Origin of the sequence: Leptothoe spongobia TAU-MAC 1115, assembly GCF_018739885.1 — a bacterium.
GTDB classification, from domain to species: domain Bacteria; phylum Cyanobacteriota; class Cyanobacteriia; order Phormidesmidales; family Phormidesmidaceae; genus Leptothoe; species Leptothoe spongobia.
Genome location: NZ_JADOES010000012.1, coordinates 64,104 through 77,945, shown reverse-complemented (window position 1 = coordinate 77,945; position 13,842 = coordinate 64,104). Strand labels below are relative to the sequence as shown.

Genomic DNA, 13,842 nt, shown 5'->3' with positions numbered 1-13,842 from the left:
ATCTTATACCAAATCCGCAGTCCTTAACCTCGATTAAAAATGAACAATCTTGTAGGGGTACTCCCTTGTGGACGCTCTTCGATACCGGGTGCTATCAGCCAGGGTTTCATATTACAAGCTTGAATGAGACAAATTCAAGGAACTTTCAAGGGTTTCCTAAGAACCCTGTCATTGCTTATGGACAAGATGTAGGGTGCCTGGCAAGTCAAAGGCTTTTAGTAAAAAACGGCTAAGAAATTATTTAATATTTTAGGAAAAATATCTTTAGCAAGCAAAAGTTATATTTATAAACCTTGATGGGAATGCTTATAGAGTAAGAAGTTAAATAGTAGACTTAATTTCAAATAATAGCTAGTTTTTGGGGTTCAAAGGCATGTAAAGCAATTGGGCTAGTTAACCCTTACATGAGCTCATGCAAACTTGCAGAAACTGCTTTCAAAATATTTTCTTACTTTTAATCTACTTCTAGAAATGATTTTCTACGCATAAAAAAGCACAGAAGTATACTTTTTTATTAATCTGAATTCATTCAGGAAATCCACTGATTAGATGTCATCAATGTATCTTGCCATATACATTTGAGCGATCTGAAATAAAGTGTTTATTTAAACAGCCAGAGTAAATATACGGAGTCTCTCGGAAAATTTATAGACCGAGTCCCGTAATCCAACGATGGTGGGCTTAAGTCAACATCCCGACAATGTACTTAAATCACGATTTAACGCCCTGACACAGGATATTTAGCACACTATGGCTACTCAAACCTCATCGCTTCGCTCTCGCGGGATGGAGATGCTGATGGCATATAAACAACAGCCATCGATCAAGCTGCGCAATGATTTAGTCCGCTTAAATGCAGGTTTAGTAAGAAAGATAGCGCACCGCGTCAGTCACCAATGCGCTGAACCTTACGAAGATCTTGAACAAATTGGTTATCTTGGTTTGATCCGAGCCATTGAGCGATTTGATCCAAGCCAAGGCTGTGCATTTAGTTCCTTTGCTGTCCCCTATATTCGCGGCGAAATGCTCCACTTTCTTCGAGATAGGGGCTCTACTGTTAAAATTCCTCGACGTTGGCAAGATTTGCAAAAGGCTAGCCAGAAAATGCAGGCCGATTTGCTACGCCACTACGGTCGTCAGCCGTCTGACCATGAAATGGCTGAAGCTCTTAGTATTTCTGTCAAGGAATGGCGTCAGGTCAAAATGGCTAATAAGAACCGCATGCCCTTAAGTTTGGATGCCACTGTCTGCCATCAGACGGACTCAACCATCACGCTCGGAGACACCCTACCTGATATGCACTATCAGCTCTTACAAGCTCTGGAAGAGGATCGGCAACAGCTACAACGAGCACTGAGTCAACTAGAAGAAAAGACACGTTCAGCTATAGAATTTGTGTTTTTTAAGGGACTTTCACGCAAGGAGGTAGCTGAACGAATTGGAGTTAGCCCAATGACAGTGACTCGCCGTATTCAAAGGGGTGTCGACCAAATGATTGCCTATTTACAACCCCAAGCGTTACAAACAGATCCCTAAAGCATCTAGATTTTTTCTGAATTTGACAGGCTAATAAAATTTGAAGATAGCTATAGTTTTAGCTGTAACATCAAACCTTTATTAGCTCATAAACAGCGACGTGAGAACTACTCTACGTCGCTGCTATTTTTATAGACCATATTTTGATTTCTTAGCGTGCTTATGAATCTAATTAATCTCAGAAAATCAGATTTTTAGCGAGTACCTATATTCAAATAAATTGAACAAAATTATGGGAGGAATAAGCCTTGCGCTTTGATCTGATGTAATAAAATCAATAACCAGTTACCTTGGTTAAGGAATTGTTGTGGCATCTGCATCGGCCAACTGGATAGTCTCAGATGAATCAAGGTTTTGCCAGCTTCAGACTCAACTGACCACTTGCTGGCAACCGATTAACTGCTTTGACCGTGAACCTAGACAAATTCTGGTTGTGCCTTCGCTCAGCCTTGATCAAGAGGAATTACGCAAGGTAGAGGGGGTACATCATTATGAAGAACGCTTACTGTTTTCATTACTTCATTTACGTAACCCTAATACGTCATTGATATATGTGACATCTCAACCATTGCATCCAAGCATTGTGGACTACTATCTGGAGCTACTACCTGGTATCCCTAGCTCTCATGCCGAGAACCGGTTGCGATTATTTTCTACTTATGATGGGTCACAACGACCTTTGACCGAGAAAGTCCTGAATCGTCCTCGTTTAATCGAACGAATTCGTCATTGCCTTTCTCCCCAAGAAGCCTACATGGTGTGTTTTAACTCTACGGATTGGGAGAAGCAACTAGCGCTAACGCTCAATATCCCACTCATGGCGGTATCTCCAACATTGCTAGAGCTAGGGACTAAAGCTGGCAGTCGAGAAATTTTTGCGGCCTGTGATGTCCCTCATCCAGAGGGAAGTAGCCTTACCTATTGCGTTAAAGATCTAGCGATCGCAACCGCCCAGCTTTGGGAACGACAACCACACTTAAAACGCATTGTCATTAAACTCAACGAGGGATTTTCCGGAGAAGGCAATGCCCTACTGATGTTGGATGAGTTGGCTACTGTTGCACCTGGCAAAGTACACCACGAAAAACGAGTTAGTTCTGTACTAGACGCCTTCAAACATATGCGATTTCAGTACATGAATGAAACTTGGGGGCATTTTAGTCGCAAAATTGAGGAGCTGGGTGCGATCGCAGAGGCTTTCATTGAAGGAGATATCAAACGGTCCCCCAGCGTTCAAGGCCATATCACTCCCTTTGGTGACGTAGAAATCCTATCTACCCACGACCAAATTCTCGGTGGCCCAGACGGACAAATCTTTTTAGGCTGTCGATTTCCTGCCGACGAAGCCTATCGCATGGAACTACAGACAATAGGTCGTCGGGTAGGAGAAGTTCTAGCCCAGCGTGGAGCGTTGGAGCGATACAGCGTCGATTTTATTGCCGTACAAACAAAGCAACGATATTGGGAATTAAACGCAATCGAAATCAACTTGCGTAAAGGAGGTACCACCCATCCATTTATGGCTCTGCAGCTCTTAACCAACGGCAACTACAACCTAGAAGATGGACAGTTTTATACACCACAGGGACAACCCAAATTCTATAGAGCTTCCGACAATTTACAAAAAGATCAATATCGAGGATTGCTCCCCAATGATCTGATGGACATCATTATGGTGGAGCAGTTGCACTTTAACTCTATTGCCGGTACAGGAGCAGCTTTTCACTTAATGGGTTGCCTTTCGGAATATGGGAAATTAGGCCTCACCTGTATCGGTAATACTCCCGAAGAAGCCGAGCAAATATACGAACAGGTCGTGACCGCTTTAGACAGAGAAACAAGCTAACTATTTTTCAGCATACGAGCAATATCTCGTTTTTCCTGCTTTTTCTTTAAGGATTCACGCTTATCATGCAGCTTTTTACCACGTCCAACAGCAATGTTGACCTTGACACGGCCTTTTTTTAGGTACAGCTTCAGAGGGACCAAAGTAAGCCCCTTTTCTTCCACTTTGCCAATGAGCTTCCGAATTTCGGCCTTATGCAAAAGCAACCGTCGAGGACGACGTGGATCGTGGTTGTAGGCCTGATTAGTCATATTGTGGGGCGAAATGTGGACATTTAACAGCCACACCTCACCATTTTTTACCTGGGCATAGCCATCCCGCAAATTAACCTTGCCAGCCCGAATGGATTTTACCTCAGTACCTTTGAGGGCAATTCCAGCTTCATAGCTGTCCAAAATTTCATAGGTAAACCTAGCCTGACGATTATCAGCCATGACCTTAAAACCGTCACTGGACTGGGATTTTTTGTTGGTTTTCGCCATGCTGACCTAAGTCTTGAAAACTACAGAAATTGCGAAGAAGCTTGTACCTAGGCTTGCCATTGTAGCGGGCTATTCCACCACTACATGCCATTCATGTAACTCATAATCCACACAGCCATTTTGGATCAGTGGATCAGCCTGAATAATCGCTTCAGCTTCAGCTAAGGATGATGCCTGAAACAGCAACATACCACCACCGCGCTCGGCCCAATAGCCAGTTTTAGCCTGATGTCCTTTAGCAATGAGGTCGTTGACGTAAGCAACATGGGCAGGAACAAACTGATCAAACGTGGATTTATTGACAATGCCACGCTCAATTTTGACAAACCAGACCATAGACTAACCTTTTAAGATAACGACCTTCAGCAACAGCCCTACAAATATATATTGTAGAAAGATTAATTCAAAACCTATGAATTCGCAGCGATTCTTCATCGCTCTGGTACCACCACCGGAGATTCAAGCACTCGTCACGAAATCAAAAGATATTTTGAAGAGCACTATGACTCTCACAAAGCGTTTAACTCAACGCCTCACATCACGCTGCGGACTCCATTTGAATGGTCTAACGAGCGCAATGTGGATCAGTTGACTGAGGAATTAAGGAAATTTGCCGAGGGCAGGGCAGGTGTGGCCATCTCATAAGCCAAACCCACTAAGACAAACCTTCTCAAACGGTCGCAGCTAACCTAGCCCTGAGATCGCCATGCAGCCTCGAAAAAGTCTCGCTCACATTCCATGGCATAGCGATATGTAGACTGAATCAGCTCACTATCTTCAGCATAGTCATCCACAATGGATTCTAATTGAGCGACTAAGGGCTCAAACTCATCACTGCTGTAAGTGGAAATCCAGTCCTTGTAAGTATGCTTTGGGCTCTCTCCATGAGCCAGCCGCTGTCCCAAATAGGCATAAAGACGCATACAAGGAGCCATGGCTACCGCCGTCACATCAATAGCCTGACTCCAAGCTGTTGCCAGTAAAAATTCCGTATACTGCAGTGTAGCGGCCCCTGGTTGCACCTGGCTCAGATCAACATTCCAGGTTTGTGCATAGTTCTGGTGTAGATTCAGCTCTGCTATAACCCCTGCAGCCAAATCGTGAAATACATTAAAACTTTGCCATGTTGGGGATTTAGCAGCCGCAACACTGTAGGCTCGGGCAAACGCCTCTAAAAAAAAAGCATCCTGTCCCACATAATAAGCAAATATCTCTTTGGGTAAGGTACCATCTGCAATGCCTTGGACAAATGGATGGGCAAGACTCTCATTGGCAAGGTCTAAATGCTCCTGCCAAAGTTTAGAAGAAAGGGACATAGGGTATAGGTCAACAGTCAAATCGGGTTGCGAGTGACATTATAGAATTAGTAAGCTACGAACTACTTTACTGACAGCCAATTGCCCAATGCTAGATCTGTCCGACCTTAAACGCGAAAGCGATCTACTGACCAATCGCCTGGGCAAAGCTCAGGAGTATCTTTGACCTGCCTGCCATTCAAGCAAAGATCGATGATCTAGAGCAGGTAGCGGCCCAACCAGACTTTTGGGACAATCAGGAACAAGCGCAAAAAACCCTGCAAACCCTGAACGAATATAAATCTTATCTGGAACAGCTCAATACCTGGACCACCCAGCTAGGTGATATTCAAACCATCGTAGAACTATTAGAGGTCGAATCTGATCCAGCACTCTTGACCGAAGCTCAAGAAACAGCTCAGACCCTTGCTAAAGCTCTCGATCAGTGGGAGCTACAGCAACTGCTATCTGGTCCTTACGACAAAAATAGTGCCGTAGTTACGATCAATGCCGGAGCAGGGGGGACAGATGCTCAGGACTGGGCAGAAATGCTACTACGCATGTATACCCGCTGGTGCGAGCAGCACAGCTACAATGTCAAGCTTGTAGAAGAATCGAAGGGTGATGAAGCTGGCTTGAAGTCGGCCACCTTAGAAATTGATGGGCGCTATGCCTATGGCTATCTTAAGGCGGAAAAGGGTACCCACCGACTGGTAAGGATTTCTCCATTTAACGCCAATGGTAAACGTCAGACTAGCTTTGCTGGGATTGAAGTCATGCCAGTCCTGGATGACACTATTGAGCTAGACATTCCTGATAAAGACCTAGAAATTAAGACATCTCGTTCTGGCGGTGCCGGTGGTCAGAATGTGAATAAGGTGGAGACTGCTGTCCGGATCACTCACTTACCAACCGGATTGTCAGTGCGTTGTACTCAGGAGAGATCGCAACTACAAAACCGAGAAAAAGCCATGGCTCTGCTCAAAGCTAAGCTCCTAGTTATCGCCCAAGAACAACAGGCCCAGGCTGTTGCTGATATTCGTGGCGATATGGTAGAGGCCGCTTGGGGAAATCAAATTCGTAACTACGTCTTTCACCCTTACCAAATGGTGAAGGACCTACGCACAAATGTTGAAACCACAGCCGTTGAAGATGTCATGAATGGCGATCTTGATCCGTTTATCGAAGCATTGCTCCAACAAGAAAATCAAATCACACAATCAACAAACGTTTAACCAACCTCATCTCATCAAGAACTGATACATTACTTAATATACTAAGGCCTCTTGTTCGAGCTCTCGCTCAATATTAAAGACCATTCTTTGACCATCGTATAAACCTGATTAGACAATCCCTATGTCCCAGACATCGCAACCTTCTGCTGATCCAAAGCCTGATGAGGTCACACCTAGCTATGTCAAGTTAGCCATGCGCAACATGGTGAAAAAAGGTGGTAAATCTTTATTTCACTTTTTTCTGACAACCATTGGCCTTTTAGGACTACTCATTGGTCTGGCTTACTTGACTCGATGACCCCATTGACGTCAAGACCGGAAATTGAGCTTTGGGTAGAAACCACAGAGCTTTTGCAAATAGCCGCGCCATCGGAATTGCCAACCACACTTACGTGGCAAACTTGGTTTAGTACATGGCTGATCGATCTACACCCAACAACATCACCAATTGGTCAGTATGAAGCTAGCCTTCTACTCACCGACGACACCACCATTCAACAATTAAATGCAACCTATCGTCACCAAGATAAGGCCACTGACGTTTTAGCTTTTGCGGCTCAAGAAACTAAAATGCCAGGGGTTCAGACTATTTATGCAAGTTCCCCCGTACCCTTAGGTGACGTGATCATCTCGGTCGAAACCGCCCAGCGACAGCGCCATGATGCCAACTACTCTCTTACCCAAGAATTAGCCTGGCTTGCCACCCATGGTCTCTTACATCTATTAGGATGGGACCATCCCGACGATGTCAGCCTGAAACTTATGCTAGAGAAGCAGATACGTCTGTTAAAACGAATCAACTTAACGGTTTAGCGAAAAAAATGTTAATCCCTGAATCTGGATAGGTAATATACGATTACAGATTTTGATGAAGGTTAACATAGTCTGCAGAATGATAATTCTTTCGGGAACCTATTGAGTAGTTTCAGGCTTCGATTAATTAGGTCCGAAGTGAGTAGGTGTCTTCTTGATGGACTATGCGATTAACCAAAACTCTATTTTGGTTAATCGCGATTGAATTACAGTTTTGTACTACCGTACTGACTGACATACAACATTAACTCTAGGGTTCGTGCATGTCTATTTCATCTAACCTTCAAACTGCATCCAAAAGCAAAAAGGAAAGCAAAACTGCTTGGCAGGTTGCACCTAATTTATTTACGAGTTTTCGCTATGCGTGGGCAGGCATTGTCTATGCCGTCAGAACTCAGCGAAATTTCCGTATTCATTTAGCAATTGGCTTAGTAGCGCTCATCCTTGGCATATTGCTGCACATTCAGCTAATTGAGGCAGCCATTGTTGCCATCACCATTAGCATTGTCTTAGTCATGGAACTTATGAATACCGCTCTAGAGTCTGTGGTGGATTTAACGGTTGGCCAGACTTATCACGAACTTGCCAAAATTGCTAAAGACTGTGCTGCTGGCGCTGTCTTAATATCTGCCATAGCGGCTTTACTCGTAGCCGCCTTCATTTACTTACCCCTTTTGCTAGTGCTGTTATATCCAGAGATCGCTTAAGCTGAGCTAACTGAGCTTTGAACAAGCAATGATTTTAGTCATTGATAATTACGACAGTTTTACTTATAACCTGGTGCAGTACCTAGGGGAATTGGGTCAGACACTGGCTATTGCAGCTGAAATACAAGTGTTTCGCAATGATCAAATTACCCTGGAACAGATTCGCACTCAAGCACCCGATGGAATCTTAATTTCCCCTGGACCGGGAACTCCTGACGATGCCGGTATTTCTTTAGAACTGATTAAAGAACTGGGTCCTACAATCCCAATATTAGGTGTTTGTCTAGGTCATCAAAGCATTGGTCAAGTATTTGGTGGCACCGTTACAGCTGCTGCTGAACTGATGCACGGCAAAACGTCACCAGTTATCCACACCCATCAGGGGGTGTTTTCAGGATTAGATAATCCATTGGTTGCAACCCGCTACCACAGTCTGGTGGTAGAACGAGATAGCTGTCCTGAATGCTTAGAAATTACTGCTTGGCTCGATGACGGAACGATTATGGGGTTGCGCCACCGTCAGTATCCTCATATTCAAGGCGTACAGTTTCATCCCGAAAGCGTGTTGACCCAATCGGGAAAACAGCTGCTACAGAACTTTTTGAGTACCATTCCCACCCAAGTACCAGCATTACTAGCTAGCTAAAGGTTTCGAACAATTTAGAATTATCTCAACCCCAGAAAACTGTCCATCTGATTTAGCGAGTGCCCCAAGGCTATGGCACTATAACAAGTCATGGACAGTTTGATACAAATGGGATGTGAGGACAACTATGAAACGGCGGCAATTACTTCAGAATGCCAGTGCAGCATTTATTAGCACCCTTGGTCTGGGAATTGCCTCTAATTGGCAAGCCTATCAAGCTCAAACTGGGACCTTGAGGATTACATCTCTAGGACACATGTGTTTTAAGTTTGCTGGCAGTGGTAAAACCATTTTGACAAATCCCTTTGATCCCCGAGGATGCACTCAGGGTTACAGGGCACCTTCATTAAGCGGCACGGATTTGATCTTAGTCAGTAGCCGACTATTGGATGAAGGCTTTATTCCTGAGGCAGCTTCGGTCAATTTGCTGGATGAACCAGGTGCCTATGAAATTAATGGCCTCAGTGTCCAAGGTGTTGGGATGCCTCACGATCGTGAAGGGGGGAGACGATTTGGCATCAATACAGCCTGGCTATGGACTCAGGCTGGTATTAACGTTGTTCATCTAGGCGGAGCAGCCGCTCCAATTGACCTAGAGGATAAGATTCTGATTGGTCGTCCTGATGTATTACTGGTCCCAGTAGGCGGTGGTCCCAAGGCATATAACCCTGCAGAAGCAGTTGCTACAGTCAAAAGTCTACAACCCAAAGTAGTTATTCCCACTCAGTATCGAACCAATGCCGCCAGTAGTAGCTGTGAGCTGGAAGCTGTCGATGAATTTTTAGGACTGATGGCAGGTACTCCTATTGATCGCGTAGGTAGCACACTCACACTGCAGGGTAGTAGCCTCCCAGCTAACGGCATGCGGATTAAGGTTCTCTCCTAAACGGATTAACTCTGATCACCCCACCTCACATGTCCATGAATCCAGAATATCAACAGCGGCGACAGGCCGTGATGAACGTCATCGGCCAGGGGACGGCTATTTTTGGAAGTGCACCAACGGCCGTGATGCATAACGACGTGGAATATCCATTTCGCCAAAACAGCGATTTTTTCTATCTCACAGGGTTTAATGAACCGGGTGCGATCGCAATCCTAGCTCCCCATCACGAAGAACATCAGTTTGTACTATTCGTAAGGCCCAAAGACAAAGACAAAGAAACCTGGTCAGGCCGTCGTACAGGGGTGGATCTAGTCAAAGAGAAATACGGTGCCCAGGAAGCCTATCCCCTGGAAGAACTTGCCGAAAAGCTACCTCAATATGTGGAAAATGCTGACCGGCTCTACTATCACTTTGGCGACGACGGCAGTCTAGATCAGCACATCTTAGCCCTATGGCAAAGGATATTAAGAAAATATCCCAAACGTGGTCGCGGGCCGATTGCTATCGAAGATGGACGATTACTCATGCAACAGTTTCGCCGCCTTAAAACTGCTAGCGAACTAGAGCAAATGCGTAAAGCTGTCGCCATATCTGCCAAGGCTCACAACCATGCCATGGCGATCACTCACCCCGGTCGCTACGAATATGAAATCCAGGCAGAAATAGAACATATTTTTAGGCTGGAAGGCGCTCTTGGACCAGCTTACCCATCCATCGTTGCCTCCGGCATCAACGCCTGCATATTGCACTACATCGAAAACGACCGTCAAATGCAAATGGGCGATCTACTATTAATCGATGCTGGCTGTGCCTATGGTTATTACAACGCCGATATCACCCGCACATTTCCCGTAGGCGAACGTTTTACCTCTGAGCAACGTATTCTTTATGAACTGGTCCTAGAGGCCCAACTCAAAGCCATTGAGGCCGTTCAGCCTGGTCGCCCTTTTAATGATTTTCACGATGCTGCCACACGCACTATTACTGAGGGGCTGGTGGAGCTAGGACTGCTCGCAGGCAATGTAGATACGCTGATCGAAGAAAAAAAACATAAGGCCTTTTTTATGCATGGCACTGGTCACTTTTTGGGACTAGATGTCCATGACAGTGGCACATTGCGTAATCCAGATAAAACCTGGCAACCCTTTGCTTCAGGTAACGTAGTTACAGTTGAACCCGGCATCTACATTGCTCCAGACTACGAGCCCGTAGAAGGACAACCCATGGTGGATAGCCGCTGGCGGGGAATTGGCATTCGGATCGAAGACGATGTACTCGTAACCCCCACTGGCCACGATATTCTCACCGCAGCTGTACCCAAAAGTATGGATGCAATGGAAGCCCATGGGCCAGTCCTGAATAGGTCCTGATCACAAATAGCAATGTTGAAAAAGCAACTGCCCTGTATTAAATCTTCTTGATAAGGGCATGCTAACGGCGGAGCAGTCTGCCCCATTATTAGTTACGGACATCTCTATTGATTCTTGTCTGAAAGCACCATAGTTGGATGAATCAAAGAAAGGGGATTCCCACAAATCGCACAATTTGATGTTCAATATCTTAAACATTGTGCAAATGCGGCTACCCTTGTCTTGCGACGTTGACCCTGGACTTCATCCAACATGTTGATAGCTGTGGGATCAATACTATTGAAACGTACTGAAGCTGTGCATTGGAATCCTTTACTTTCTAGTCAAGTAGTCATTCAAAGGATGTCTATCCTGACATCTGGCGTTGTTGGCATTCTGGGGGCAGTTCTGATTGCCTTGCCAGCAGATGCCGCTAACCTTCAGTTCTGGCGCTTTGACCAACAAGAAAGTCGGCTGACATTTACGACCGATACTCAGGTACGTCCCAAAGCACAGCTGATTTTCAACCCAACACGTTTGGTCATTGACCTACCTGAGACCCAGGTCACCAGTTCAAATACTCGACAGCGTTTACAAGAAGGTCTACAGGAAGTTCGAGTTGGCCAACTTGATGCCCAAACAGCCCGCATCGTGATTGAGTTGGCTCCAGGCTACACACTAGACCCACAACAAGTGCAAGTACGAGGCGAAACTAGCCGCCGCTGGTTTGTACAGCTACCTGAATTAACACGGAATAACGCTGCCCCTCGTCCAAGGCAATCACCGTCCCCTACCCAAACAGCTAATCAGGTGCAAACGGCAGATACACCTGAAACATCGACAGACAATACACAAATACGGAGTATCGTCGCTACAGCCGATGGCTTTTTCATTCGAGTAACAGGGAAAGCACCCGAGGTACGTCTTAGCCGCTCCCGCCCTCGCCGCCGCGATCCGGAACGCACCATCACATTAGAACTTCGCGATAGCTCCATTGCACCTGGGCTCACGGCCAACTCATTACCTAACAATCGCTACAGCATCGAAAGTTGGGATATATCCCAAAGTAATTCGGCGGTATTGATCACTATGACATTGGGAGAAGATAGTCCTGATTGGCGAACGATTTCAACTGAGATTAGCAGTAGTTTTCGGGGAATTGCTGTCCTCCCGGATGGAGTTGCTATTCGAGATATTCCAGACAGTGCACCTAGGGATAATATGCCAGTGCCTTCTGATTCAGTTGCAAATCGCCCATCCCGCGATACCTCGCCCGAGCAGGTCTCTCCTCGCCCATCGAGAAATACATTTCCTGATGAACTACCTCGGGTAAATCAAAGGAGAATTGTTGTGGCGATTGATCCTGGCCATGGAGGACGGGATCCTGGGGCTGTTGGCATTGGAGGGCTGCAAGAAAAACAGGTGATCCTGCCAATTTCACAACAAGTTGCAGCCATCCTAAGAGAGCAGGGTGTCGAGGTGGTCATGACCCGTAATCGAGATATTGAACTTGATCTTGACCCACGCGTCCGAGTGGCAGAACGCGCCGATGCCGATTTATTTGTTAGCATCCACGCCAATGCTATTAATCTAAGTCGACCTGACGTCAATGGCTTAGAAACCTATTATTATTCCAACGCTGGCTCTCGTTTTGCCCGTACGGTACATGACACTGTATTGCGAGCCATGGGCATGCCTGACCGACGGGTACGTCAGGCAAGGTTCTACGTCATTCGTCGCACCTCTATGCCTGCTATTTTGGTTGAGGTCGGATTTGTTACTGGGGCCGAGGATATCCATAACCTGCGCGATCCTGAATGGCGCAGTCGAATGGCAAATGCGATCGCACGAGGCATCCTCACTCATATTCAAAACGAATTTTAGCCCTTTAGCGAAGGGTCCAGCATCCAACTCCAACTCTCTATAATTTGCTTTCCCTTATGCTTTATAGCTCTGTAAAGGGCTCTTACTTATGCTCTGGATGTTCTGTAGCCTCACAGGGCTCGCCCAAAGAGTTAAGCCTACGAATAAGCTGCTGCAAACGCCCAAAATCACGATGGTTAAACTGAAATACTAGCCGAGGTAGCCCTAATGTTTCGTCCGCCCGCTCCTCTGGTAACGCATCCATCATCTCAATTTTTCCCGCCGCCACAATATCGCCAAAGGAATGATTTAACTCCTCTAAAGCTCCAGAGCGCAGGCAAGAATTCAAACGTAAGATCAAACGATCGCCTACATATCGACTAGAGTGAAACACTCGGTAATAATTTGTAATTTCATCCCAGGCATCATCAATATTGTCTGTCATCACATAAAGGCTGGGATCATCGGAACTAATCAGACGATTAGCCATAAGGTGATCACGCACATAAGTATCCCAACCTTGCCAATAATTACCACCAGGATGATCAATTAGCACAATCGGCATAGGCTCAGCTTTACCTGTTTGAACTAGCGTCAACGATTCAAACGCCTCATCTTGAGTACCAAAACCACCTGGAAAAACTGCTAAGGCATCACACTCTCGCAAAAAAAATAGTTTGCGTGTAAAGAAATATTTGAATGTGAGCAACTTGGGGTCGTTTTCCATAATCGGATTAGACCCTTGCTCAAACGGTAATTGAATATTTAAACCAAATGAATGTTCTACCCCCGCCCCTTCATTCCCCGCTTGCATGATGCCAGGACCTGCACCAGTCATAATCATAAAGCCCTGTTTCGCCGCTCGTTGAGCAAACATCTTAGCTAACTGATAATCAGGATGTTCAGCAGGGGTACGGGCGGAACCAAAAATCGCAATTTTACGAGTATGACGATGAGGATAAAAGCCTTGGAACCCGAGCTCCATATCCTGCAATGTATTGTTCAAAATCTTCCAATCTAAGCGATCAGCCTCTCGTCCAATCATTCTCACCAGAGTTTCTAAAATCTGTTGAATGACAGCCCCATGTTCCATAGAAGGCAACTGGGTGACAATTTCAGAAATCTTCTCTTGTAAATGAGTGGGTAGTTTTGTATTTGAGATGACCATAAAACACAAATTGGTG

At 45.5% G+C, this 13,842-nt stretch carries 14 protein-coding genes; 10 read left to right on the top strand and 4 right to left on the bottom strand.

Annotated elements, in window-relative coordinates:
- Positions 1-750 precede the first annotated feature (750 nt).
- On the top strand, positions 751-1,536 hold the full coding sequence (locus IXB50_RS08650) for an RNA polymerase sigma factor SigF (RefSeq protein WP_215608554.1): 786 nt from the start codon (positions 751-753) through the stop codon (positions 1,534-1,536).
- Between the two features lie 307 nt (positions 1,537-1,843).
- On the top strand, positions 1,844-3,382 hold the full coding sequence (locus tag IXB50_RS08645; RefSeq protein ID WP_326520756.1) for a peptide ligase PGM1-related protein: 1,539 nt from the start codon (positions 1,844-1,846) through the stop codon (positions 3,380-3,382).
- Here the strand turns inward: IXB50_RS08645 and smpB are convergent.
- From smpB to IXB50_RS08630, 3 genes are all read right to left on the bottom strand, one after another.
- A complete protein-coding gene (gene smpB / locus IXB50_RS08640) occupies positions 3,379-3,864 on the bottom strand; it encodes an SsrA-binding protein SmpB (RefSeq protein WP_215608553.1) in 486 nt (161 codons plus the stop codon). The two genes, IXB50_RS08645 and smpB, sit on opposite strands and share 4 nt — an antisense overlap.
- Before the next feature lie 69 nt (positions 3,865-3,933).
- Entirely contained in the window at positions 3,934-4,200 is a 267-nt protein-coding gene (locus tag IXB50_RS08635) for a YciI family protein (RefSeq protein WP_215608552.1), read from the bottom strand.
- Between the two features lie 353 nt (positions 4,201-4,553).
- Entirely contained in the window at positions 4,554-5,180 is a 627-nt protein-coding gene (locus IXB50_RS08630; protein WP_215608551.1) for a TenA family protein, read from the bottom strand.
- Positions 5,181-5,268: 88 nt separating this feature from the next.
- Here IXB50_RS08630 and prfB point away from each other — a divergent pair.
- The 8 genes from prfB (at position 5,269) to IXB50_RS08590 (ending at position 12,679) form a co-directional block, all read left to right on the top strand.
- Positions 5,269-6,394, top strand: a protein-coding gene (gene prfB / locus IXB50_RS08625; RefSeq protein ID WP_215608550.1) for a peptide chain release factor 2 whose coding sequence is annotated in 2 segments (ribosomal slippage) — positions 5,269-5,343 and positions 5,345-6,394 — 1,125 coding nt in all. Because the reading frame shifts where the segments join, the coding sequence is not laid out codon by codon here.
- A 121-nt stretch (positions 6,395-6,515) separates the two neighbouring features.
- Positions 6,516-6,692, top strand: coding sequence for a DUF3285 domain-containing protein (locus IXB50_RS08620; RefSeq protein WP_215608549.1), 177 nt, complete (start codon positions 6,516-6,518; stop codon positions 6,690-6,692).
- The gene (ybeY, locus tag IXB50_RS08615) at positions 6,689-7,207 is read left to right on the top strand and encodes an rRNA maturation RNase YbeY (protein ID WP_215608548.1); all 519 of its coding nucleotides are present in this window, start codon (positions 6,689-6,691) and stop codon (positions 7,205-7,207) included. The genes IXB50_RS08620 and ybeY overlap by 4 nt, the downstream gene beginning before the upstream one ends.
- 263 nt (positions 7,208-7,470) lie before the next feature.
- On the top strand, positions 7,471-7,914 hold the full coding sequence (locus tag IXB50_RS08610) for a diacylglycerol kinase family protein (RefSeq protein WP_215608547.1): 444 nt from the start codon (positions 7,471-7,473) through the stop codon (positions 7,912-7,914).
- Between the two features lie 28 nt (positions 7,915-7,942).
- Positions 7,943-8,560 (top strand): anthranilate synthase component II, encoded by a 618-nt coding sequence (locus tag IXB50_RS08605; protein ID WP_215608546.1) that lies wholly within the window; start codon positions 7,943-7,945, stop codon positions 8,558-8,560.
- 127 nt (positions 8,561-8,687) lie between these two features.
- Entirely contained in the window at positions 8,688-9,446 is a 759-nt protein-coding gene (locus IXB50_RS08600) for an MBL fold metallo-hydrolase (RefSeq protein ID WP_215608545.1), read from the top strand.
- Between the two features lie 35 nt (positions 9,447-9,481).
- On the top strand, positions 9,482-10,816 hold the full coding sequence (locus IXB50_RS08595) for an aminopeptidase P N-terminal domain-containing protein (RefSeq protein ID WP_215608587.1): 1,335 nt from the start codon (positions 9,482-9,484) through the stop codon (positions 10,814-10,816).
- A gap of 342 nt (positions 10,817-11,158) precedes the next feature.
- Positions 11,159-12,679 carry an N-acetylmuramoyl-L-alanine amidase gene (locus IXB50_RS08590; protein ID WP_246564278.1) on the top strand — a complete coding sequence of 507 codons (1,521 nt, stop codon included), beginning with the start codon at positions 11,159-11,161 and terminating at the stop codon, positions 12,677-12,679.
- Between the two features lie 82 nt (positions 12,680-12,761).
- Here IXB50_RS08590 and IXB50_RS08585 read toward each other — a convergent pair whose 3' ends face one another.
- Positions 12,762-13,826 carry an LOG family protein gene (locus IXB50_RS08585; RefSeq protein ID WP_215608543.1) on the bottom strand — a complete coding sequence of 355 codons (1,065 nt, stop codon included), beginning with the start codon at positions 13,824-13,826 and terminating at the stop codon, positions 12,762-12,764.
- Positions 13,827-13,842 lie beyond the last annotated feature (16 nt).